This is a genomic window from Kitasatospora phosalacinea, from assembly GCF_030268885.1.
Lineage (GTDB): Bacteria > Actinomycetota > Actinomycetes > Streptomycetales > Streptomycetaceae > Kitasatospora > Kitasatospora phosalacinea_C.
Map to the genome: position 1 here is coordinate 167284 of NZ_BSSA01000009.1, position 18812 is coordinate 186095.

Here is an 18812-nt window from a genome sequence, read left to right on the forward strand (position 1 = left end):
CCGGCGCTCGCCCAAGCCCCCAGCTCAGTGCAGCGGCAGTTCCTCCGTCCCGCCGGGCTCCCCGGCGGGACGGGGGCCGTGGATGCGGCGCTGCGCGGCGTCGATCCGGACGTCGTCGATGCTGGCCTCGCGCCGCCGCATCAGGCCGTGCGCGTCGAACTCCCACAGCTCGTTGCCGTAACTGCGCCACCACTGGCCGTCCGCGTCGTGCCACTCGTACTGGAAGCGGACGGCGATCCGGTCGTCCCCGAAGGCCCAGAGCTCCTTGCGCAGGGCGTACTCGTGCTCGCGCTGCCACTTGGCGGTGAGGAAGGCGGTGACCTCGGCGCGGCCGGTGAGGAAGGTGTCGCGGTTGCGCCAGCGGGTGTCGGGCGTGTAGGCGAGGGCGACGCGTTCGGGGTCGCGGGTGTTCCAGGCGTCCTCGGCGGCCCGGACCTTGGCCAGGGCGGTGGCGCGGGTGAACGGGGGGCGGGGCGGGCGGTCCTCGGACATGGCGGCCTCCAGGGTGTGGCAGGTGGAGAACGGTCGTTCTCCATCGTGGCGGGGCCTACGCTAGGGAACGACCGTTCTCCACGTCAAGGGCCGCCCCGCGGGCCCGAACCGGAACCGGAGCCGCCGATGCCCGCCCCGCTCACCGAGCAGCAGACCCGCCGGGACGGCGAGGCGCTGCTCGACGCCGCCGAAGCGCTGTTCTACGAGAAGGGCGTCCGCGCCGTCGGCATGGACGAGGTCCGGGCCGCCTCCGGCCTCCCGCTCAAGCGGATCTACCGCCTGCACCCGACCAAGGACGACCTGGTGGTGGCCGTGCTGCGCCGCCGCGACCGGCGCTGGCGGGCCGAGCTGTCCGCCGCCGTCGAGGAGGCGGGCGCGAAGCAGGGGGTGGACGGGGGCGGGGCGCGGGCCCGGCTGCTGGCCGCGTTCGACTGGCTGGGCCGCTGGTTCGCCGAACCCGGCTACCGCGGCTGCGCCTGGATCAACGCCTTCGGCGAACTCGGCCCCGCCTCCCCGGCGGTCCTCGCCGAGGTGCGCGCCCACAAGGAGGCCTTCCACGCCCAGCTCGCCGACTGGGCGCACGCCGCCGGTCTGCCCGACCCCTCCGCCGTCCAGCTCCTCGCCGAGGGGGCCATCGTCACCGCCGCGATCACCGCCGATCCGGCCCCGGCCCGTCGCGCCCGCGCCGCCGTGGAGGTGCTGCTCGACGCCGCCCGCTGAGCGGCCGCCCGTCCCGCCCCCGGGGTGCGCGCTCCGCGGCCCGGCGCACCCGCTACTGTCGCGGCAGGCAGGCAGGCAGGCAGGCAGGCAGGCAGGCAGGGCGGGGCTGTCTGGGCGGCCCGAGCGGCCCGGTCCCGGGCGTCAGGAGAGGGGTGCCGCTTCGATGGGGGTGTGCCAGCAGGTCGGCGGGGACTGGTACGACGACCGCGGCTACGCGGCCGAGGTCGAGCGCGGCGAGCGCGTGGCGCGGTGGGGGCTGGCGGTGAGCGCCGGGGTCGCCGCGCTGGTCGTCGGTGCGCTGCTGCTGGCGTTCCTGCTGGTCCTCGCGGTGGTGGCCGGTTCGGTCCTGCTCCTCGCGGACCGGTAGCCGCCTCCGGCCGAGGTGCGGACCCGGGGCGGGCGGTATTTGAATACCGGGACTGCTAGCGTGTCGCTGTCCGCTGCCGGTATTCAAATACCGGTGGTTCTTTCGACCGGGCGGCCGGGCGGCCGTCGTGCAGGGAGCTGTGCCGTGATCGAGCTGAAGACTCCGCAGGCGATCGAGAAGATGGCCGTCACCGGCCGGTTCGTCGCCGAGACGCTGGCCGAGCTGTCGGGGCTGGCCGAGGTGGGGCGGGACGTGATGGACCTGGAGCTGCGGGCCAGGAAGCTGGTCGCGGAGCGCGGGGCCGAGTCCTGCTACTGGGACTACGCGCCGTCGTTCGGGCGCGGCCCGTTCCGGAACGTGATCTGCCTGTCGGTGAACGACGCGGTGCTGCACGGGCAGCCGCACCCCTACGTGCTGCAGGACGGGGACGTGCTGAGCCTGGACTTCGCGGTGTCGATCGACGGCTGGGTGGCCGACTCGGCGGTCACCGTCATCGTGGGCACCCCGGACGAGCGGGACGTCCGGCTGGCGGAGTCGACCCGGACCGCGCTGGACGCGGCGATCGCGGCCGCGGTGCCCGGCAACCGGATCGGGGACGTCTCGGCGGCGATCGCGGCGGTCGGGCAGGGCGCCGGCTACCGGATCAACACCGACTTCGGCGGGCACGGCCTGGGCCGCACCATGCACGAGGACCCGCACGTGCCGAACGTCGGACGGCCCGGGCGCGGGCTGGAGCTGAAGCCCGGGCTGACGCTGGCGCTGGAGCCCTGGTGGTGCACCGGCACGGCGCGGCTGCGGGTGGACGCGGACGGCTGGACGCTGCGCTCGGCGGACGGCTCGCGCGGGGCCCACTCCGAGCACACGGTGGCGATCACCGAGGACGGCCCCCGGGTGCTGACCGCCCTCTCCTGAGGCGCGGCCCGGGCGGGGGAGCGGGTGGGACGCGGCCCGAGCGGGGCCGCGGCCCGAACGGACCGGCCGGGAGGGCGAGTTCGGCCACGGCGGGTGACGGGCCGGTGGACGGTGGGTGGTCGTTGTGGCCCGTCCCATAGGCGGATCGCTGGACAGTCGGCGCGCCGTCAGCGGGGGGCCACGGAGGGTGTGCGGTTCCCCGGCCGGAGGCGGCCAAAACCGGTGAGCCCGGTCACAGCCGTCGGCGGCCGGGCCCGGGAAATCGCGGTCGAGGTGGCCGCCGAGGGCCCCTGTACCGGCGGTAACAAGCCCCTGACCTGCGTAAACCTTGGAATGCTTGGAGTTCGAGCGGATCGCCCGTAGCTTCGTAACCAGTGCAGGGCGCACTACCCGGGATCACCCGAAACCAACGCCCCGGAGCGGCAACCGAGCCGCCCGACGGGCAGGGTGACCGCGACGGAGAGCAGGTCGGACCTCGACCGCGCCGTCCGATCCACAAGCGCGAGAGACCGCAGGCCCTTCCGGGCCCCTGGTTCCGCCTTGCCTGCCCGGGGCATCCGAAAGGAATCGCATGATCTTCCGTAACGAGACTGCCGCCACCAAGACCGCCACCACCGCCGAGCAGGGCAACCGGAAGCGCAACCGCGTCCGGGCCGCCGTCGTTGCGGGCAGCGCGGTGGCCGTCCTCCCGGTGGCCGGCCTCGTGACGGCGACCTCGGCCTCGGCCGCGGACGTGTCCACCTGGGACAAGGTCGCCCAGTGCGAGTCGACCGGCAACTGGTCGATCGACACCGGCAACGGCTTCTACGGTGGCCTGCAGTTCACCTCCTCCACCTGGGCCGCGTACGGCGGCACCGCCTACGCCCCGCAGGCCAACCTGGCCACCAAGGCGCAGCAGATCGCGGTCGCCGAGAAGGTCCTGGCCGACCAGGGCCCGGGCGCCTGGCCGGTGTGCTCCGTGCAGGCGGGTCTGACCAAGGGCGGTGCCGCCGCCCAGGTCGACACCTCCTCGTCCACCGCGAGCACCAGCACCTCCAGCTCCAGCAGCAACGGCTCCGCGAGCACCAGCACCAAGTCCGCGAAGTCGGCCACCACCGACTCCGCCCCGGCCGCCACCAACACCACGGACAGCGGCACGTCCTCCCACCAGGGCCACCAGTCCTGGAAGAAGGGCGGCAACACCGGCGGCGGCACCTACACCGTCAAGTCCGGCGACACCCTGAGCGCCATCGCGGCCGCCAACGGCACCACCGTGGACGCGCTGTTCAGCGCCAACGCCCAGACCATCGGCGGCTCCGCCGACGTCATCTACCCGGGCCAGGTCCTGTCGGTCTGATCCGTCCCCGGACCGGACTCCGCCAGGAGACCGCACCCAGCACGCCGACGGCCACCCCTCATGTCGGGAGGGGTGGCCGTCGGCGTTCCCGCGCGCCCGGGGGCGGGGCGGTCAGTCGAACCAGTCGGGCTCGGCGGCGTCGATCAGCTCGCGCAGCGCCGGACGGTCGCGGAACGCGCCCGAGAGCAGCGCGCCGAGCTCGCGCAAGGCCGCCGCGTCCTCCCCGTAGGCGACGAACATGCCGGCCTCCGGGTCGTACCCGAACCGCCCCTCCAGGTGCGGTGCCCGCGAGCGGACGGCGGAGCGCGCCACCGCCTCCCAGCCGTAGCCGCCGTTCTGCTGCCCCGCGGCCTCGAACACCTCGTCCACCTCGACCATCCGGTCGTCCGTCAGCATCAGGCCGTACGAACCGGGCCTGTGGTCGTACTCGATGAACACCAGCGGGGCGTAGGTCTCACGATCAGTCATGGCCCGGACGCTACCGGCGGCCGCCGACAACGCCGTTCGGTCCGGGGGCCCGGCGGTCAGTGCGGGAGGACCTCCTCGACGGCGCTGGTGCCCGCACCGGGGCGGGACTCCCACCGCCAGGTCTCGTCCAGGCGCAGCCGGCCGTCGGGGAGGCGGGACAGGACGCTGGTGCAGTGGCCGGAGTTGGTCTCCCCGGCCCGGTTGAGCTGCACGTAGCGGAAGTCGACGGTGTCGCCGGTGCGGGTGCCGACCAGGTGTCCGTGCACCACCTCGCCGCCGCGGTAGTCGGCCCACACCAGGCCGTCGTCCTCGTGGTAGGCGAACCGGGTGCCCGGGTCGACCTCGCCCTGCTCCGGGCGGGAGACCGGGGCGAACTCCAGTCCGTCGAGCGAGGGCAGCGCGGGCAGCATGGCGGACTCCTTGGGGCCGGAGGGCGGTGGGCGCAGGACGGGCGCGGTCCAGTCGACCACGCCGGGCCGCCCGCTGACCGGGGTATCCGCATCATGGACAGGCGGGGCGCCCGGCCGGGGCCAACTGCCCTGCCGGAGAAGGCGGGTGACCGGACCTCACGCCCCGGTGCGGGCCGTTGGCGCAGGTCCGGCGGGGCGCTACGCTGCGCCCGTGACCGAACCCGTGAGCGAACGCACCGCGCCCAACGACGCCCTCGCCGCACTCCTCGACCGCTGGGGCCGGGGCGACGAGCCCGAACCGGTGGAGGTGCTCACCGCACTCTTCGCGGGCGGGGCGTTCGTGCCCGTCACCGCGGCGGGCAAGGTGATGTTCCTGCCCGACGACGAGCAGCCGCCCACCCTGCTCGCCTTCACCGGCGCGGAGGTCGGCGCGGACCTGCTGCCCTCGGCCGCCGCGATGGTGCACTGCGACGCGGCCCGGCTGCGCGACATCCTGCAGCGGACCGGCGTCGGCGTGCTCGGCATCCGTTCCGCGGACGGCCAGGGCGTCTTCTCCGCCCGGACGCTGGAGGAGTGGGCGGCGTACGGGCCCGGCGCCGCCATGCGGCTCTCCCGGTCCACCGACCCGCTCGCGGTCGCGCTGCGCGACGCGCTGGCGCGCCGGATCCGCGAGTTCCCGGCCGTCCGCTCGGCCTGGGTGTCCCTGGTGCGCTGGGAGGCCACCGGCGAGGAGCACCTGATGCTGCACGTCGCCGTCGACGAGGACCTCCCCTCCGCCTCCGCCGACCTGCTGATGCGCACCTTGCTCGGCGAGGAGGTCGAGCGCGGCCCGCAGCACCCGAAGATCGGCATGCTCCCGCTGCACACCACCCGGCACGCCGACACCGTCGCCGAGCTCGACCGGCTGGGCCTCGACACCGTCCGCCACGACCCCGCCACCGGCCGGGTGCAGGTGCTCTCCCGCGCGTACGACACCCCGCCGGACCGGAGCTAGTGCCGCATCGGACGACGATTGCCCGGTTCGTGGGACACTGCTCCGTCGACCGGGGGAGGGTGTGGCCGTGGAGACTGCCAACCGCGCGCTGACGGCGGACGTGATCGCGGCACTGAGGTACTGGCCCGGTGTCCTGTGGGTGGGTCAGAAGAATCCTCCGGACCCGGTGGACGTCACCGTCCTGCTGCCCTTCTTCAACGAGGTGCTGCAGGACCTTCCGTGGTGGAACCGCGACTGGAAGGTCGACCGGGTCCAGCCGGGTCTTCCCGCAGAGACCGGGGATCACCGCTGTGATCCCGCCGTGAGGTTCACCGAGGTGTCAATCCCGGGAACGGTCGTTTCCGGCAACGGCGAGAGCCTGCCGTTCGTCGCGAAGGTCGGGTTCACCGGCGACCGGCTGATCCGCTTCCAGGCCAAGATCGGTGACGTTGTCATCGGCCCCGCCGTTGCCCCTGCCGGACAGCCGGAGCCGCACCCGTTCGGACGGATGCTCGCCGGCTTGATGAACCTGCGTGGGATTCCGGTCGGGGACATGGCCAGGGCGGCCGGACTGTCGACGTCCACCATCCACATGCTCCGCCGCAGGCACAATCCGAACGTGCTGCAGGTCCGCCTGATCGCCCGGGTCCTGGACATGTCGGAAGCGGACGTCAGGGTCATCGCCGGACTCGACGACGGCAGCACCCAGTAGTTGACAGGTGGCGGCGTCACCATGCGGCCTTGGCGCTGGGACGGTCGGTGCCGTCGAGGGCGAAGTAGCGCAGGGTGGTGAACCGGGCCTCGATCCGGTTGAGCCCGGAGCTCGGCGCCACTAGTCCGAGCCGTCCCGGTCCTTCGGTGCGTCCTCCGGTGGGTCCTCGGGCGGGTCCGTGAAGTCGACGTCCACGTGCTGCTCGGGGCGGCGCTCCTCCTGGCGGGCGATGTCCTCCAGGACCTGTTCGTCCGGGCCGGTCAGCGGGGGCTGGAGGAGGGAGCGCGGCCACAGGCGGCGGGCGAGGACGGTGTTGCACTCGGCCGCGTACAGGGTGATCTGGGCGGCCAGGTAGAGCCAGGAGAGCAGGCCGATCACGGTGGCGAAGAAGCCGTAGACCGCGGTGGCGTGCCGGAGTTGGTGGGCGACCAGGGCGGCGCCGAAGGCCTGCAGGACGGTGAACAGCGGGCCCGCGAGCAGGCTGCCGGGCCGCAGGGCGCGGGACGGGACCTCCTTCGGGGTGAGGATCCGCAGACAGGCCAGGAACAGCAGGGAGTTGAGCGCCGCCGACAGCAGCAGCCCGCCGATCCGGGCCGCCGGGCCGCCCAGCGCCGTGCCCACCAGCGCCGCCGCGGCCGTGGACAGCAGCAGGCCGGTGCCGAGCGCCGCGAACAGCGCCAGGCTGCGGCCCAGCCGCGGCCAGTAGCCCGGCCGCCGCACCCCGGGGACGTTCCACACCTCCGCCATCGCGTGCTGCAGCACCTGCGCGATGCCCAGCGCGCCGTACAGCAGGCCCGCGACGCCGACCACCAGCGCCAGACCGCTGCCCTGCACCGAGTGGACGTTGCTGCGCAACTGGTCGCCGATGATCGGGAAGTCGGCGAGCGCCGAGTCCACCACGGCCCGCTGCGCGTCCGGGTGCCCGTGCAGGACGAACCCGAGCGCGGTGGAGAGCAAGAGCAGCAGCGGGATCAGCGAGACGAAGGCGTAGTAGGTGATCAGCGCGGCCAGCAGCCCGCCCCGGTCGTCCCCGTATTTCTTGACCACGCCGACCACCAGGGCCAGCGGGCGGTGACGTTGCTGGGTGCGGTCGACGGCGCGCAGGGCGCGTTCGACGGGGTTCACGGCACGGGCTCCTCACGGTGACGGGCGGCACGCGGTGACCGACGGCACACGCGCGTATGCCCGGTCGGCGCGTGTGAACCCCCGGGCGGCGGAAAGGCGGCCGGAGGACCCGGAGCCGAACGTCGAGGAGGCAGGGCAGGTGTGGTGGAGCGCGGTGCGACTGGTCGTGGCCGGTGCGGCGGTGGGGCTGGTGCTGTACGGGGTGGACCGGGTGGTGGAGCTCTCCACCACCCGCCTGTCCGCCCGGGCCGGGACGGTGCCGCAGGTGCTGCGCGGCTGCCGCAAGCCCATCCTCGCGGTGACCGGGTGCGGGCTGCTGCTGGCCGCGATGCCGTGGGTGCGGGCCCCCGACGGGGTCGTCCACCTGCTGGTGCTGGCCGCCATCGGCTCCTGCGGCTGGCTGGCCGCCCGGGCCGCCGCACTGCTGCTGGACGGGGCGGTGCGGCTCGCGGTGCGCCGCCGGGACGCGGCCTGGGCCGGGCGGGCCCGCACCCAGGCCGGGCTGCTGAGCCGGATCCTGCAGGCGGCGATCGCGCTGCTGGCGCTGGCCGCGATGCTGATGACCTTCCCCGCGGTGCGGGTGGTCGGCACCAGCCTGCTGGCCTCGGCCGGACTGGTCGGCGTGGTCGCGGGCATCGCCGCGCAGAGCGCGCTGTCGAACCTGTTCGCGGGCATCCAGATGGCCTTCGGCGACCTGGCCCGGATCGGCGACGTGGTCGTCGTCGGCGGCGAGTGGGGCACCGTCGAGGAGATCACCCTGACCGCGGTGGTGATCGCCACCTGGGACCAGCGCCGGATCGTCATGCCGATGTCGTACTTCGCGGGCCGCCCGTTCGAGAACTGGTCGCGCCGCTCCGAGCGGATCACCGGCACCGCCCTGCTGCACCTCGACCACAGCACCCCCGTCGACCTGCTGCGCGCCGAGTTCGACGCCTACCTGGCCAAGCACCCGCGCTGGGACGGTGAGGGCAGCGCCCTGCAGGTCGTCGACACCACCCCCAGCACCCTGGTGGTGCGCGCCCTGGCCACCGCCGCCAACGCGGCCGACGCCTTCGAGCTCCGCTGCGACCTGCGCGAGCACCTGGTGGCGTTCCTGCGCGAGCACCACCCGCACGCGCTGCCCCGGCTCGCGGTGGCGGCCGCGCCGGGGGAGGGGGTCGCGGGGGAGCGGGCCACGTGGCGGGACGAGGGCTGAGCGACGGTCAGCTGAGCGGTGGTCAGCGGCCGACGCCCCGTCAGCCGTCAGCCGCCAGCCGCCAGCCGTCAGCCGTCAGTCCGTCAGGCCGGGCGGGCCGGGCGGCCCGATCCGGCCGGCCCGGCGGGTGCCGTTGCGGCGCCGGGCCGCGGGTGGTTCGGGCACTCCGGCGGCGGCCGCCGCCAGGATCGCGTCGGGGTGGGTGAGCGCACCCCACCAGGCGGCGCCGTCGCCCTCGGCGTCCGGGTCGGCCTCCGGGTCGACGGGCAGCCAGGCGGCGGAGGCGGGCAGCAGGACGTGTTCGCCGGGCAGCAGTTCGGGCAGCGTCCAGCGCAGCGCGCACCGCTCGTACAGGTAGTGCTCGCCCCAGTGGACCGAGCGCCGGTACATCGCCTCCCGGTGCGCGGCCCAGCGGGCCGGGACGTCCGGGTCGCCGTCCGCGCGCTCGCAGATCGCCTCGGCGTCGTCGCCGGACAGCGCGAGCTCGAAGCCGCCGCCCGCGACCTCCAGCGAGGCGACGCCCTGGCTGCCGTTGTAGTCGGCCGAGGTGCCGGGCGGCGGGCCGGTGAGCGCGGCGGTGAACACCGGGCGGCGCACCTCGCGCCGGGTGCGCAGGCACCACAGCGCCCCGCAGGCCCCCGCGGCGGTGCGGGCGAACCCGACGGGCTCCGGCTCGTACGCGGTGACCAGCAGCTCCAGTTCGACCCCCCGGCCGTCCCAGCGGACCACCAGCGCCCCGGACGGCAGCCGCCACGACCGGTCGGGCCGCGCGGGCAGCGGGACGCCGTCCAGCTCGGCGGTGAACGCGAGCGGGCCCAGCGGCGTCACGAAGTCCGGTGCGGCGGCCGGGAGGACGGGTGTGCGCCGGACGTACGGCAGCAGCAGGGGGTTCACCGGGGCCCGCTCAGGAGGGCTCGCGGGCGATCCACGGCCGGGTGCCGGTGTGGCCGGGACCGGGGACGAGCAGGTGGACGAGCAGGCCGGTGGCCGCGCCCGCCAGCAGCATGCCGCCGGGCCGCCCGCTCTGCAGGCCCCGCCGGCCCGCGACCACCAGCACCAGGACCGGCGCACCCCTCAGCCGGCGCCACAGCGGGGCGAGCTCGCGCTGCTCGGACGGGAGTGCGAAGCGCTCGGGGAGTTCGTCCAGCGGCTTCGCCGGCCGCTTCCGGAAGGAGCGGGCCCACCACCACGCGCTGCCCGGGAGGGTGCAGCCGAAGAACGCGCCGACGGGGGGCGACGCGCGCCGTCGGCCCGTACCGGTCGGAGCGCAGGAGGACCGGCAGGCTGCTCACCGGCGACACCGGCAGCAACAGCGCTCCCGCGGCACGCAGGAGGTGGGTGGCGCGCACCAGGTGCAGTTGGGTCCTCATCGAATCCCCCCGGGGCGGACGGGTCCGTCCGCGCACGGGCGGCATCCTAGTGGTGCTTCGTCAGGTTCTGGTGCTGTGTCCGGTTCTTGTGCGGGGGAGGGGGCGGCTGTGCAGGTGGTGCAGGTACCGGTCCAGCCCTTGACTTGCGCGGCGTGGGTGCGGCCGTGGGCGCGGGGCTCAGGCGGTGCCCTCGGCGCGGACGTCGTACTCCTGACGAGCGGCGAGGACTTCGTCGACGTGCTCCACCGACCACTGGGTGAGTGCGCGCAGTGGTCCCCGCAGGGTCTGGCCGAGGGGGGTCAGCTCGTACTCGACGTGGGGCGGCACCTCGGGATACACGGTCCGCCGGACCAGTCCGTCGCGTTCGAGCGTGCGCAGCGTCTGGGTGAGCATCTTCTCGCTCACTCCGGCCAGCCGCTGCCGCAACCGGGTGAACCGGCAGGCTCCGTGCTTGCCGAGTTCTCCCAGCACGAGCACCGCCCACTTGCTGCCGATCTGGTCGAGCAGGTCGCGCGAGGGGCACCCGCGCGTGTACGGATCCCAGGACGCCATGGGCTCCGTCACATTCTCGGCAGTCGCCACTCTACTCACCTCGATACTTTCCCGTAGGTGGTTACCTTACCAGCAAGTGGCTACTTACCGATGGAGAGTGACCAGGCCAGTCTGGGTTCGTCACGCCGCGAGGAGAGTTCGCGGCAGGAAGGGGCGATCCCATGTCCATCGTCGTCACCGGAGCCTCAGGCCAGTTGGGCAGGCTCACCGTCGAGGCGCTGCTGCGGCGCGGAGTCCCCGCCGCGGACATCGTCGCGACCGGACGGGACACCGCACGCATCGAGGACCTCGGCCACCGCGGCGTCGTGGTGCGCCGGGCGGACTTCGCGGAGCCGGACAGCCTCGCGGCGGCGTTCCAGGGGGCGGACCGGCTGCTGCTGGTGTCCACCACCACCGTGGACGAGCGGTCGGCCAACCACCGCCGGGCCGTCGACGCGGCCGTGGCGGCCGGCGTGTCGCTGGTGGCGTACACGAGCATGACGCAGGCCGACACGGCGACCAGCATCCTGGCTCGCACCCACCGCGCCACCGAGGAGTACCTGCGCGAACGCGAGGTCCCCAGCACACTGCTGCGCAACAGCTGGTACCTGGAGAACTACACCGCCCAACTGCCCCTGTTCCGTCGGCGCGGAACGGTGATCGGAGCCGCGGGCAACGGCCGGATCAGCGCCGCGTCACGCGCCGACTACGCGGAGGCCGCCGCCGTCGTGCTGACCGCCGAGGGCCACGCGGGCGCGGTGTACGAGCTGGGTGCGGACGAGGCGTTCACCCTGGCCGAGCTGGCGGAGGCGGTCTCGGCGGCCACCGGGGAGCCGATCACCTACACCGATCTGCCCGCGGACCGGCTCAGCGAGGCGCTGACCGGGGTCGGCCTGCCCGCCGAACTGGCGCACGTCCTCGCCGACGCCGACCTCGGGATGAGCCGCGGCGAGCTGTACACGGGATCCGGCGACCTCAGCCGCCTGATCGGCCGGCCGGCCACTGCCCTGTCCGACGCCATCGCCGCCGCGCTGCGCTGACCGTCCGCGCGCCCCGCGGCCGTCGCGCCGCGGGGTGCTCACCCCTCGTTCCATTCGTTCCGTGACCGTGCACGACCCTGTCATCACCCGGAGAGTTGCCGACCATGTCCTCCCGCACAGTTCCCCCGCACACCGCGTCCACCCGCGCCGCGTCCGCCCGTACGACCGTCCGCGTCAGGGGACGGCGTGCGCTCGTCACCCTCACCGCCACCTCCGCGGCCCTGACCGCGTTCACGCTTCCCGCGACCGCCGCCTCCCCCGGTGGCCCCGCCCACGCCTCCCAGGGCGGGAACGGCAACCAGGCGATCACCCTCGACGGCAGCCGCGCGTTCCCCGAAAGCGTGGCGGCCGACCGCCACTTCGTCTACGCCAGCAGCATCGGCGACGGCACCGTCTACCGGGGACGCCCCGGGGCGGCCACGCTCGAACCCTTCCTGCCGGCCGGCCAGGACGGCCGCACCCAGGCCGCCGGCATCAAGATCACCGGCGACCGCCTGCTGGTCGCCGGCGCGTTCACCGGGCGCTTCTTCGTCTACAGCACCTCCGGGAGGCTCGTCGCGACCTACACCGTCCCTGATACCGGCGAACAGACCCTCGTCAACGACGCGGCCGTGGCTCCCGACGGGGACGTCTACATCACCGACTCGCTGCGCGCCGTGGTCTACCGGATTCCGGCCGCCGAGGTGGACGGCCCCGCCACCGGCGCCCACCGGACCCTGCGGGCGGCCTACCACCTGCCGGACTACGTGGCCGGCCAGTCCAACGGCAACGGCATCACCACCGCCCCCGACGGCACGTCGCTGATCATCGGCTACTGGTACAGCGGCGCCCTCTACCGGCTCGACCTCACCACCGGCGCTGTCCGCAGGATCGACGCACCGCCGCTGCCCAGCGCCGACGGCATCGTCCGGCGAGGAGACACCCTGTACGTCGCGCGTTCGGTGAACAACGAGGTCACCGAACTGCGACTGTCCGCCGGGAGCACCCGGGCGGTCGTCGTCTCCGAACGCACCTTCCCGGGCGCCGACACCACCACCGGCGTCGCCGTGAGCGGGGGCCGGCTGCTGGTGACCAACTCCCAGATGGACACCTACCTCTACGGCGCCCCGCTGACCAGCCCGGCCTTCACCGTCGAGAGCCTGCCGCTGCGCTGAGGCCCGGTCGGGGACGCCCGACGCGCGCGGCGCGGGCTGCCGGTCCGGAGCACGAACAGGATGCCCAGCAGGCAACGCCCGTCGTCCACCGGGCGGGGCCCGGCGACCGCGGGGCGGTTCGGTGGCGGGCGAAGTGCGGGCGGCTCCGGCCCGCCGTGGTCGGGGCGGTGCGGCTCGGCGTCCCGGGCGTGGGCGACCTCCTTCCCGGTGAGGGCGAGGACGTGGGACGGGCTCCGTTCCTGCAGCCCCTGGCGGAAGGGCGTGCTGGCGCCGTAGCCCGCGTCGGCGACCACCACCGGGGCATCGAGCCCCGTCCGGCCACGTTGTCCAGCGGCCCGAGCGCCAGGCGCCGCTTCTCCTGGTGGACGGTGCCCTCCGGGACGCCCGCCCGGCGGCACCGCTCCGGATCGTCGCTCCACCCGCGGGGCAGGTACGACTGCAGTCCAGCGGGCACGACGCGCTGTCGGTGGCGGCGTGGACGCTGACCGCGACCTGGCGGTTCGCCCGCTCGCCCAGCGCCCCGTAGTACTGCCGTGCCACCCCAGCAGACGCCCGGCCGCCGTGCGATCCGCCTGCGCACCGGCCACGGATCCCACGGTGACTGGTTCACGAACTGCTACGAGGACTGCACGTCCCCGCCCGGCAACCGCGCGGCCGTCGGCCGGATCGACGTGCGCGGACCGTCCAGCACCGGACCCCGCACACAGCACGCACCCCACCGGCGCCGATCCCGCCGCGGCAACGATCCGAGCACATCACCCACGAACTCCGCCAACTCACCACGGAGCCGCTCCCCATGGGGCTCAGAGGTAGTCCTCCAGGCGGGCGATCGCGAAGCCCTGGGCGGTGGCGGCGTCGACGACCCGGCGCAGCATGTCGGGCATGGTGCCCTTCCAGTCGGCGGCGGGGGCGCGGAAGTGGGTGAGGACGATGTCGCCGGGGTGGAACTCCTGGTCGGCGTAGCGCCACTCCAGGTGGTCCGGGAAGGCTTCCTCGTTCCACAACGGGACGGCGGTCACGCCGCAGGAGGCGGCGGTGCGCAGGGCGGCCTCGGTGTACTCGCCGTACGGGGGCCGGAACAGCCGCGGGCGGGTGCCGGTCTCCTGCTGGAGGCGGTCCTGCTGGCCGCAGATCTCGCGCTGCAGGGCGTCGGGGCCCAGGCGGCGCAGGTCGGGGTGGGTGAGGGTGTGGTTGTCGATGGTGACGCCGTGGGCCTGCAGGGCGCGGAAGTAGCCGTAGTCGGAGCGGGCCAGGTAGTCGGAGAGGAAGGCGGTCATCGGGACGCCCAGTTCGGCGACCATGGCGGCGAACTGCGGGTCCTTCTCGGCGCCGTCGTCGACGGTCAGGAACACCACCCTGTCGGTGGTCGGGACGCGCTGGACCACCGGCGGCAGGCCGGGCGTGCGCTTGACGCCGGGCCCGTCGGCCAGTTCCGGCTTGACGGCGGGCGGGGCGGGGGCGCGCAGCGGGAGGGCGGCCAGGCCCCAGCGGCGGGCGGCGGCGAGGGCCTGCTGCAGCGCGAGTTCGTGTTCGGCGGCGGAGACGCGGCCGTTCAGCTCCTGTCCGGCGGCGGCCTGCGGGCGGGCGGCGGGCATCGCGGCGAGCGCGGCCCGGGCCTGGGCGGCCTGGGCGGCTTGCGCGGCCTGAGCGGCCTGAGCGGCCTGGGCCGCGGGGGCGGCGCCCGCGGCCTGGGCGTCGGCGGGCGGGGCGGCCGGGGCGGAGGAGCGGGCGGGGGCGGGATCCCGGGGATGCAGGGCGGAGCAGCCGACGGCGAGGGTGGCGAGCACGGTGAGGGCGGCCAGGCCCCGGCGGTGGCGGCGGCCCGGGCGGGGGGTCGGGCGGGCGGCGGGTGCGGCGGGGTGGCGGTGGGACGCGGCGGAAGAGCTCGGCATACCGGCCGATGATCCCCTTGTCGTATCTGTCATACCGACACGCCGTGGTGCCGTCACCCGGACGGACGGGCGCCGTCCCCCGTTTGACGCGCTCCGGGCGACGGCGTACAGAGAAGAACATGCGCCCGGGTGTCCCGGCAGACCCGACCGGCCCGCCACCACGCACCGACCCCGACCCGGCGACGCGCCCCGGCATCCCGCCCGGCGACGCCCGCCCGCGCTGGGACGCGGCCGTCGAACCGCTGCTCGCGGACGGCCTGTTGCGCGCCGTCCGGGCCACCGCCGCGTACGGCGGCGTGCTCTACCTGCACTCCGCCGACCGGCGCTCGCTGGTGGTCGCCGCCGTGGTCGGCATCCCGCTCAGCCTGCTCGAACCGTTCCAGCGGATCGCCGTCGCCGCGCCGCTGCCGGTCGCCGACTCCTACCGCGGCGGCCGCACCATCGTGCTCGCCGACGCCGACGACACCATGCGCCGCTACCCCCGCCTCGCCGTCGGTCTCCCGTACGCCCACGCCTCCGCCACCACCCCCGTCACCGCGGGCGACCGCACCTTCGGCGTGATCGCCGTGTTCTGGCCCGCCGACGGCAGCCGCCCGCCCGCCGCCACCCGCCGCCAGCTGCGCACCGCGGGCAACCGGCTCGCCACCGGGCTGCTCCCGTACGGCGACCGGGTCGGCGGCGAGGGGCCGCCCGTCGTGGTGCCGCTGCCGGTGCCCGGCGGGGACGGCGTCCGGGTCGGCTTCTTCGACTGGGACCTCGCCAGCGGCCGGACCGGCGTCGACGAGCGGCTGCGCGAGATCCTCGGCACCGGCCCGTACGACGGCCGCGGCGCCACCCTGCTGGAACGCCTCGCCCCCGAGGACGTCCCCCCGCTGCGCGAGGACGCCCGCCGTGCCGCCCGCCAGGGCCGCCCGTTCACCCGCCGCGTCCGGCTGCGCGACCCCGGCGGCGGCACCCGGCAGCTCGACCTGTACGGGCAGCCCGTCGCCGACCCCGCCCGGCTGGTGGTGGCCGTGCTCGACGCCACCGCCGCCGCGGCGGCCACCGCCGCCGTGGAACGCCTGCGCGACGGCGTCTTCGCCCTCGACCCCGACGGCCGGGTCGGCTACGTCAACCGCAGCGCCGAGATGCTGCTCCACGCCACCCGGGCCGACCTGCTCGGCCGCCGCCCCTGGGACGCGCTGCCCTGGCTCGCCGACCCCGCCTACGAGGACCGCTACCGCTCCGCGATGCTCTCCCAGCAGCCCACCGCGTTCCTCGCCCGCCGCCCGCCCCACCACTGGCTGGCCTTCTCGCTCTACCCCGACGCGCACGGCCTCACCGGCCGGATCGTGCCCGCCGCCCCCAGCGAGGACACCACCCTCCCCGAGGCCCCGCCGCCCACCCCCGCCCCGCTCGGCGGCGTCTACCACCTGCTGCAACTGGCCTCCGCGCTGACCGAGGCGGTCACCGTCCGGGAGGTCGCCGACGCCGTCACCGACCAGATCCTGCCCGGCTTCGGCGGCCAGGAGCTCGCCCTCTACCTGGCCCGCTCCGGACGCATGCACCTGGTCACCGAGCGCGGCTACCCCGAAGGCTTCCTCGACCCCTTCGAGGGCACCCCGATCCGGGCCCGGCTGCCCGGCACCGAGGTGTTCACCACCGGCGCCCCCGTCTTCTTCGAGTCGGCCCGCGACCTCTCCGCCGCCTACCCCGGCATCCCGCGCGACGAGATGGGCGCCTGGGCCTTCCTCCCGCTGATCGCCTCCGGCCACCCCGTCGGCAGCCTCATCCTCGGCTTCGACCGCCCACGGGTGTTCACCGCCGAGGACCGCTCCGTCCTCACCGCCCTCGGCGGCCTGATCGCCCAGGCCCTGGAGCGCGCCCGCCTCTACGACGCCGAGTCCGCCGTCGCCCGCGGCCTCCAGCAGGCCCTGCTGCCGCACCGGCTGCCCGCCGTCCCCGGCCTCGCCACCGCCGCCCGCTACCTGCCCGGCACCCGCGGCATGGACATCGGCGGCGACTGGTACGACCTGCTGCCCACCCCCGACGGCGGCGTCGTCCTGATCATCGGCGACGTCGAGGGGCACAGCGTCAAGGCCGCCGCGCTCATGGGCCAACTCCGCAGCGCGGTAAGGGCGTTCGCCAGTGCGGACGACCCCGTCGAACAGGTCGCCCGGCGCACCAACCACCTGCTCCTCGACCTCGACGCCGGACTGCTCGCCTCCTGCTGCCTGCTGCGCCTGCACCCCGCCACCCGCACCCTGCGCGCCGTCCGGGCCGGGCACCCGCCGCCGCTGCTGCGCGCACCCGACGGCCGCACCACCCTGCTCGACCTGGAGGCCGGACCGCTGCTCGGCATCGACCACGACCTCGACTTTCCCGCCACCGAGACCGGGCTGCCCCCCGGCGCCACCCTCGTCCTCTACACCGACGGCCTGGTCGAGTCCGCCACCGCCACCCTCGCCGAGGGCATCGACCGCCTCCGCGCCACCCTCGCCCACGCCGCCGTCCCCGACCTCGAACCGCTCGCCGACCTGCTGCTCGGCCAGGCCCGCCACGACGACCGCCGGGCGGACGACGTCGCGATCCTGCTCGCCCGGCTGACGGACGGGCCGGACTGACGGCGCCTCAGGCGGGGGTGTCCGCGCCGTCCTGTTCGGCGAGCAGGGCGGTGGTGGCGCGGTGGACCTTGGCGAGGGCGGTGAGCAGGAGGCGGCGCTCCTCGGGGGCGAGGTCGGCGGTGACGCGTTCCTCCAGGAGCCGGCGTTCGGCCTCGACGGGCTGCTGGAGGGCGCGGCCCGCGTCGGTGAGCCGGAGGCGGACGAGGCGCTGGTCGCGGTCGTCGCGGGTGCGGGTGAGCAGGCCCGCGGTGGCCATCCGGGTGGCCATCTTGACCACGGTGGGGGTGGTGACGCCGAGGGCGGCGGCGAGTTCGCCGGGGGTGCGGCCGTCCTGCTCCCACAGGGCGGCGAGCAGCAGGTTCTGGCCCAGGTGCAGGCCGTGGCGGCGCATGCCGGCGTCGGCGGCGGCCCGGAGCGCCTTCGAGGTCTTGCCGTGCAGGTCCAGGAATTCGGGCATAGGGGCCTCCGGTCGCTCCAGCGAATCGATTGACGGCTAATCAGTTCCCGGCTAGCGTTCGGTGGGCAGGGATCACTAGACGGCTAATGTCTTCAGGGAGAACGATGATACTGGTCACCGGCGCGACGGGGAACGTCGGCCGCGCACTCGTCCGCGCGCTCGACGCGAAGGGCGCCCCGGTCCGCGCCCTGGTCCGCGACCCGGCCCGGGCCGCCCGGCTGCCCGCCCGGGTCGAACGCGTGGTCGGCGACCTGGGCGAACCCGCCACGCTGGCACCGGCGTTCGACGGCGCGGACCGGGTCTTCCTGCTCACCCCCGGCCTCGGCAGCGAGCACACCGCCCACGCCGTCGCCGCCGCCCGCGCCGCCGGGGTGCGCCACCTCGTGCACCTGTCCTCCGCCAACGTGCTCGGCGACCCGGTGCCCGCGATGGGCCGCTGGCACCACGACCGCGAGGAGATCGTCCGCGGCAGCGGCATCCCGTTCACGGTCCTGCGGCCCGGCGGCTTCATGACCAACGCCCTGGAGTGGGCCGACACGATCCGCACCGGCGGCTACGTCCTCGACCCGGTCGGCCCCGGCCGCCTCGCCCCGATCGACCCCGCCGACGTCGCCGACGTCGCCGCCCTGGTCCTCACCGAGGACGGCCACCGGGGCGAGCACCACGCCCTCACCGGCGGCGAGGCGCTCACCGTCACCGAACAGGTCGCCCTGCTCGCCGCCGCCACCGGCCGCCCCCTCGCGGTCCGCCCCGCCGCCACCCCCGAGGAGGCCGTCCGGGCCCGCTTCCCCGACGGGGCCCCCGCCGCCCTGGCCGCCGCGATCACCGAGACCTTCGCCCTGCTGCGCGCCGACACCACCGGCTTCCGCACCGACACCGTCCAGCGCCTCCTCGGCCGCGCCCCGCGCACCTTCGCCGACTGGTGCGCCCGCCACGCCGACGCCTTCCGCTGATGACGCTGACGGCGCTGACGACGGCCGGCGGCGCGCGGGGACGACGATCGTCGACGGGGAGGGACGACTTCCGGGGGCATCGGGGCCGGGCCGCGGGTGGTT

The 18812-nt window shown here is 75.2% G+C and carries 20 protein-coding genes and 1 pseudogene; 11 read left to right on the plus strand and 10 right to left on the minus strand.

Annotated features, from left to right (window positions below; translation table 11 throughout):
* Positions 1 to 24: 24 nt before the first annotated feature.
* Complete coding sequence (locus tag QSK52_RS15830; RefSeq protein ID WP_285736693.1) at positions 25 to 492, minus strand: nuclear transport factor 2 family protein; 468 nt, start codon at positions 490 to 492, stop codon at positions 25 to 27.
* A 126-nt stretch (positions 493 to 618) separates the two neighbouring features.
* Between QSK52_RS15830 and QSK52_RS15835 the strand changes: the two genes are divergently transcribed.
* From QSK52_RS15835 to QSK52_RS15850, 4 genes are all read left to right on the plus strand, one after another.
* On the plus strand, positions 619 to 1212 hold the full coding sequence (locus QSK52_RS15835; RefSeq protein ID WP_285736694.1) for a TetR/AcrR family transcriptional regulator: 594 nt from the start codon (positions 619 to 621) through the stop codon (positions 1210 to 1212).
* A 163-nt stretch (positions 1213 to 1375) separates the two neighbouring features.
* Positions 1376 to 1579 carry a hypothetical protein gene (locus QSK52_RS15840; protein ID WP_285736695.1) on the plus strand — a complete coding sequence of 68 codons (204 nt, stop codon included), beginning with the start codon at positions 1376 to 1378 and terminating at the stop codon, positions 1577 to 1579.
* Between the two features lie 144 nt (positions 1580 to 1723).
* Positions 1724 to 2491, plus strand: a complete 768-nt coding sequence (gene map, locus QSK52_RS15845) for a type I methionyl aminopeptidase (protein WP_285736696.1) — start codon at positions 1724 to 1726, stop codon at positions 2489 to 2491.
* Positions 2492 to 3062: 571 nt separating this feature from the next.
* Positions 3063 to 3827 carry a transglycosylase family protein gene (locus tag QSK52_RS15850; protein ID WP_285736697.1) on the plus strand — a complete coding sequence of 255 codons (765 nt, stop codon included), beginning with the start codon at positions 3063 to 3065 and terminating at the stop codon, positions 3825 to 3827.
* Positions 3828 to 3938: 111 nt separating this feature from the next.
* Here QSK52_RS15850 and QSK52_RS15855 read toward each other — a convergent pair whose 3' ends face one another.
* Complete coding sequence (locus QSK52_RS15855; protein WP_285736698.1) at positions 3939 to 4295, minus strand: immunity 51 family protein; 357 nt, start codon at positions 4293 to 4295, stop codon at positions 3939 to 3941.
* A 56-nt stretch (positions 4296 to 4351) separates the two neighbouring features.
* Positions 4352 to 4765, minus strand: a complete 414-nt coding sequence (locus QSK52_RS15860) for a hypothetical protein (protein ID WP_435053263.1) — start codon at positions 4763 to 4765, stop codon at positions 4352 to 4354.
* A gap of 151 nt (positions 4766 to 4916) precedes the next feature.
* Between QSK52_RS15860 and QSK52_RS15865 the strand changes: the two genes are divergently transcribed.
* Both QSK52_RS15865 and QSK52_RS15870 read left to right on the plus strand, forming a co-directional pair.
* Complete coding sequence (locus QSK52_RS15865; RefSeq protein WP_285736699.1) at positions 4917 to 5699, plus strand: hypothetical protein; 783 nt, start codon at positions 4917 to 4919, stop codon at positions 5697 to 5699.
* 67 nt (positions 5700 to 5766) lie between these two features.
* Complete coding sequence (locus QSK52_RS15870) at positions 5767 to 6390, plus strand: helix-turn-helix domain-containing protein (protein WP_285736700.1); 624 nt, start codon at positions 5767 to 5769, stop codon at positions 6388 to 6390.
* Between the two features lie 120 nt (positions 6391 to 6510).
* On the opposite strand, the gene QSK52_RS15875 is transcribed toward QSK52_RS15870, so the two are convergent.
* A complete protein-coding gene (locus tag QSK52_RS15875; protein ID WP_285736701.1) occupies positions 6511 to 7515 on the minus strand; it encodes a YihY/virulence factor BrkB family protein in 1005 nt (334 codons plus the stop codon).
* 154 nt (positions 7516 to 7669) lie between these two features.
* Between QSK52_RS15875 and QSK52_RS15880 the strand changes: the two genes are divergently transcribed.
* A complete protein-coding gene (locus QSK52_RS15880) occupies positions 7670 to 8710 on the plus strand; it encodes a mechanosensitive ion channel family protein (RefSeq protein ID WP_285736702.1) in 1041 nt (346 codons plus the stop codon).
* Positions 8711 to 8785: 75 nt separating this feature from the next.
* Here QSK52_RS15880 and QSK52_RS15885 read toward each other — a convergent pair whose 3' ends face one another.
* The 3 genes from QSK52_RS15885 to QSK52_RS15895 all read right to left on the minus strand — a co-directional run bounded on the left by QSK52_RS15885 (position 8786) and on the right by QSK52_RS15895 (position 10632).
* Complete coding sequence (locus QSK52_RS15885) at positions 8786 to 9604, minus strand: hypothetical protein (protein ID WP_285736703.1); 819 nt, start codon at positions 9602 to 9604, stop codon at positions 8786 to 8788.
* A 10-nt stretch (positions 9605 to 9614) separates the two neighbouring features.
* Complete coding sequence (locus QSK52_RS15890; protein WP_285736704.1) at positions 9615 to 9767, minus strand: hypothetical protein; 153 nt, start codon at positions 9765 to 9767, stop codon at positions 9615 to 9617.
* 490 nt (positions 9768 to 10257) lie between these two features.
* Entirely contained in the window at positions 10258 to 10632 is a 375-nt protein-coding gene (locus QSK52_RS15895; protein ID WP_285736705.1) for a winged helix-turn-helix transcriptional regulator, read from the minus strand.
* Between the two features lie 161 nt (positions 10633 to 10793).
* Here QSK52_RS15895 and QSK52_RS15900 point away from each other — a divergent pair, with 161 nt between their 5' ends.
* Positions 10794 to 11651 (plus strand): SDR family oxidoreductase, encoded by an 858-nt coding sequence (locus QSK52_RS15900; RefSeq protein ID WP_285736706.1) that lies wholly within the window; start codon positions 10794 to 10796, stop codon positions 11649 to 11651.
* 104 nt (positions 11652 to 11755) lie between these two features.
* Positions 11756 to 12805 (plus strand): SMP-30/gluconolactonase/LRE family protein, encoded by a 1050-nt coding sequence (locus tag QSK52_RS15905; RefSeq protein ID WP_285736707.1) that lies wholly within the window; start codon positions 11756 to 11758, stop codon positions 12803 to 12805.
* Here QSK52_RS15905 and QSK52_RS15910 read toward each other — a convergent pair.
* Both QSK52_RS15910 and QSK52_RS15920 read right to left on the minus strand, forming a co-directional pair.
* Positions 12748 to 13345 (minus strand): annotated as a pseudogene (locus QSK52_RS15910) (transposase). The gene QSK52_RS15905 and the pseudogene QSK52_RS15910 overlap by 58 nt on opposite strands.
* A 263-nt stretch (positions 13346 to 13608) precedes the next feature.
* Positions 13609 to 14697 carry a polysaccharide deacetylase family protein gene (locus QSK52_RS15920; RefSeq protein WP_285736708.1) on the minus strand — a complete coding sequence of 363 codons (1089 nt, stop codon included), beginning with the start codon at positions 14695 to 14697 and terminating at the stop codon, positions 13609 to 13611.
* Positions 14698 to 14816: 119 nt separating this feature from the next.
* Between QSK52_RS15920 and QSK52_RS15925 the strand changes: the two genes are divergently transcribed.
* Positions 14817 to 17300, plus strand: coding sequence for a SpoIIE family protein phosphatase (locus tag QSK52_RS15925; RefSeq protein WP_285736709.1), 2484 nt, complete (start codon positions 14817 to 14819; stop codon positions 17298 to 17300).
* A 7-nt stretch (positions 17301 to 17307) separates the two neighbouring features.
* On the opposite strand, the gene QSK52_RS15930 is transcribed toward QSK52_RS15925, so the two are convergent.
* On the minus strand, positions 17308 to 17757 hold the full coding sequence (locus QSK52_RS15930) for a MarR family winged helix-turn-helix transcriptional regulator (RefSeq protein WP_285736710.1): 450 nt from the start codon (positions 17755 to 17757) through the stop codon (positions 17308 to 17310).
* Between the two features lie 104 nt (positions 17758 to 17861).
* On the opposite strand from QSK52_RS15930, the gene QSK52_RS15935 reads away from it, so the two are divergent.
* The gene (locus QSK52_RS15935) at positions 17862 to 18710 is read left to right on the plus strand and encodes an NAD(P)H-binding protein (protein ID WP_285736711.1); all 849 of its coding nucleotides are present in this window, start codon (positions 17862 to 17864) and stop codon (positions 18708 to 18710) included.
* Positions 18711 to 18812: the final 102 nt, after the last annotated feature.

What these genes read in the sequence shown, in the direction of transcription:
- QSK52_RS15920 (WP_285736708.1), bottom strand. Translation starts at nt 14,697, where the DNA reads ATGCCGAGCTCTTCCGCCGCGTCCCACCGCCACCCCGCCGCACCCGCC.
- QSK52_RS15840 (WP_285736695.1), top strand. Translation starts at nt 1,376, where the DNA reads ATGGGGGTGTGCCAGCAGGTCGGCGGGGACTGGTACGACGACCGCGGC.
- QSK52_RS15930 (WP_285736710.1), bottom strand. Translation starts at nt 17,757, where the DNA reads ATGCCCGAATTCCTGGACCTGCACGGCAAGACCTCGAAGGCGCTCCGG.
- QSK52_RS15830 (WP_285736693.1), bottom strand. Translation starts at nt 492, where the DNA reads ATGTCCGAGGACCGCCCGCCCCGCCCCCCGTTCACCCGCGCCACCGCC.
- QSK52_RS15900 (WP_285736706.1), top strand. Translation starts at nt 10,794, where the DNA reads ATGTCCATCGTCGTCACCGGAGCCTCAGGCCAGTTGGGCAGGCTCACC.
- QSK52_RS15925 (WP_285736709.1), top strand. Translation starts at nt 14,817, where the DNA reads ATGCGCCCGGGTGTCCCGGCAGACCCGACCGGCCCGCCACCACGCACC.
- QSK52_RS15855 (WP_285736698.1), bottom strand. Translation starts at nt 4,295, where the DNA reads ATGACTGATCGTGAGACCTACGCCCCGCTGGTGTTCATCGAGTACGAC.
- QSK52_RS15905 (WP_285736707.1), top strand. Translation starts at nt 11,756, where the DNA reads ATGTCCTCCCGCACAGTTCCCCCGCACACCGCGTCCACCCGCGCCGCG.
- QSK52_RS15835 (WP_285736694.1), top strand. Translation starts at nt 619, where the DNA reads ATGCCCGCCCCGCTCACCGAGCAGCAGACCCGCCGGGACGGCGAGGCG.
- QSK52_RS15895 (WP_285736705.1), bottom strand. Translation starts at nt 10,632, where the DNA reads ATGGCGTCCTGGGATCCGTACACGCGCGGGTGCCCCTCGCGCGACCTG.
- QSK52_RS15935 (WP_285736711.1), top strand. Translation starts at nt 17,862, where the DNA reads ATGATACTGGTCACCGGCGCGACGGGGAACGTCGGCCGCGCACTCGTC.
- QSK52_RS15850 (WP_285736697.1), top strand. Translation starts at nt 3,063, where the DNA reads ATGATCTTCCGTAACGAGACTGCCGCCACCAAGACCGCCACCACCGCC.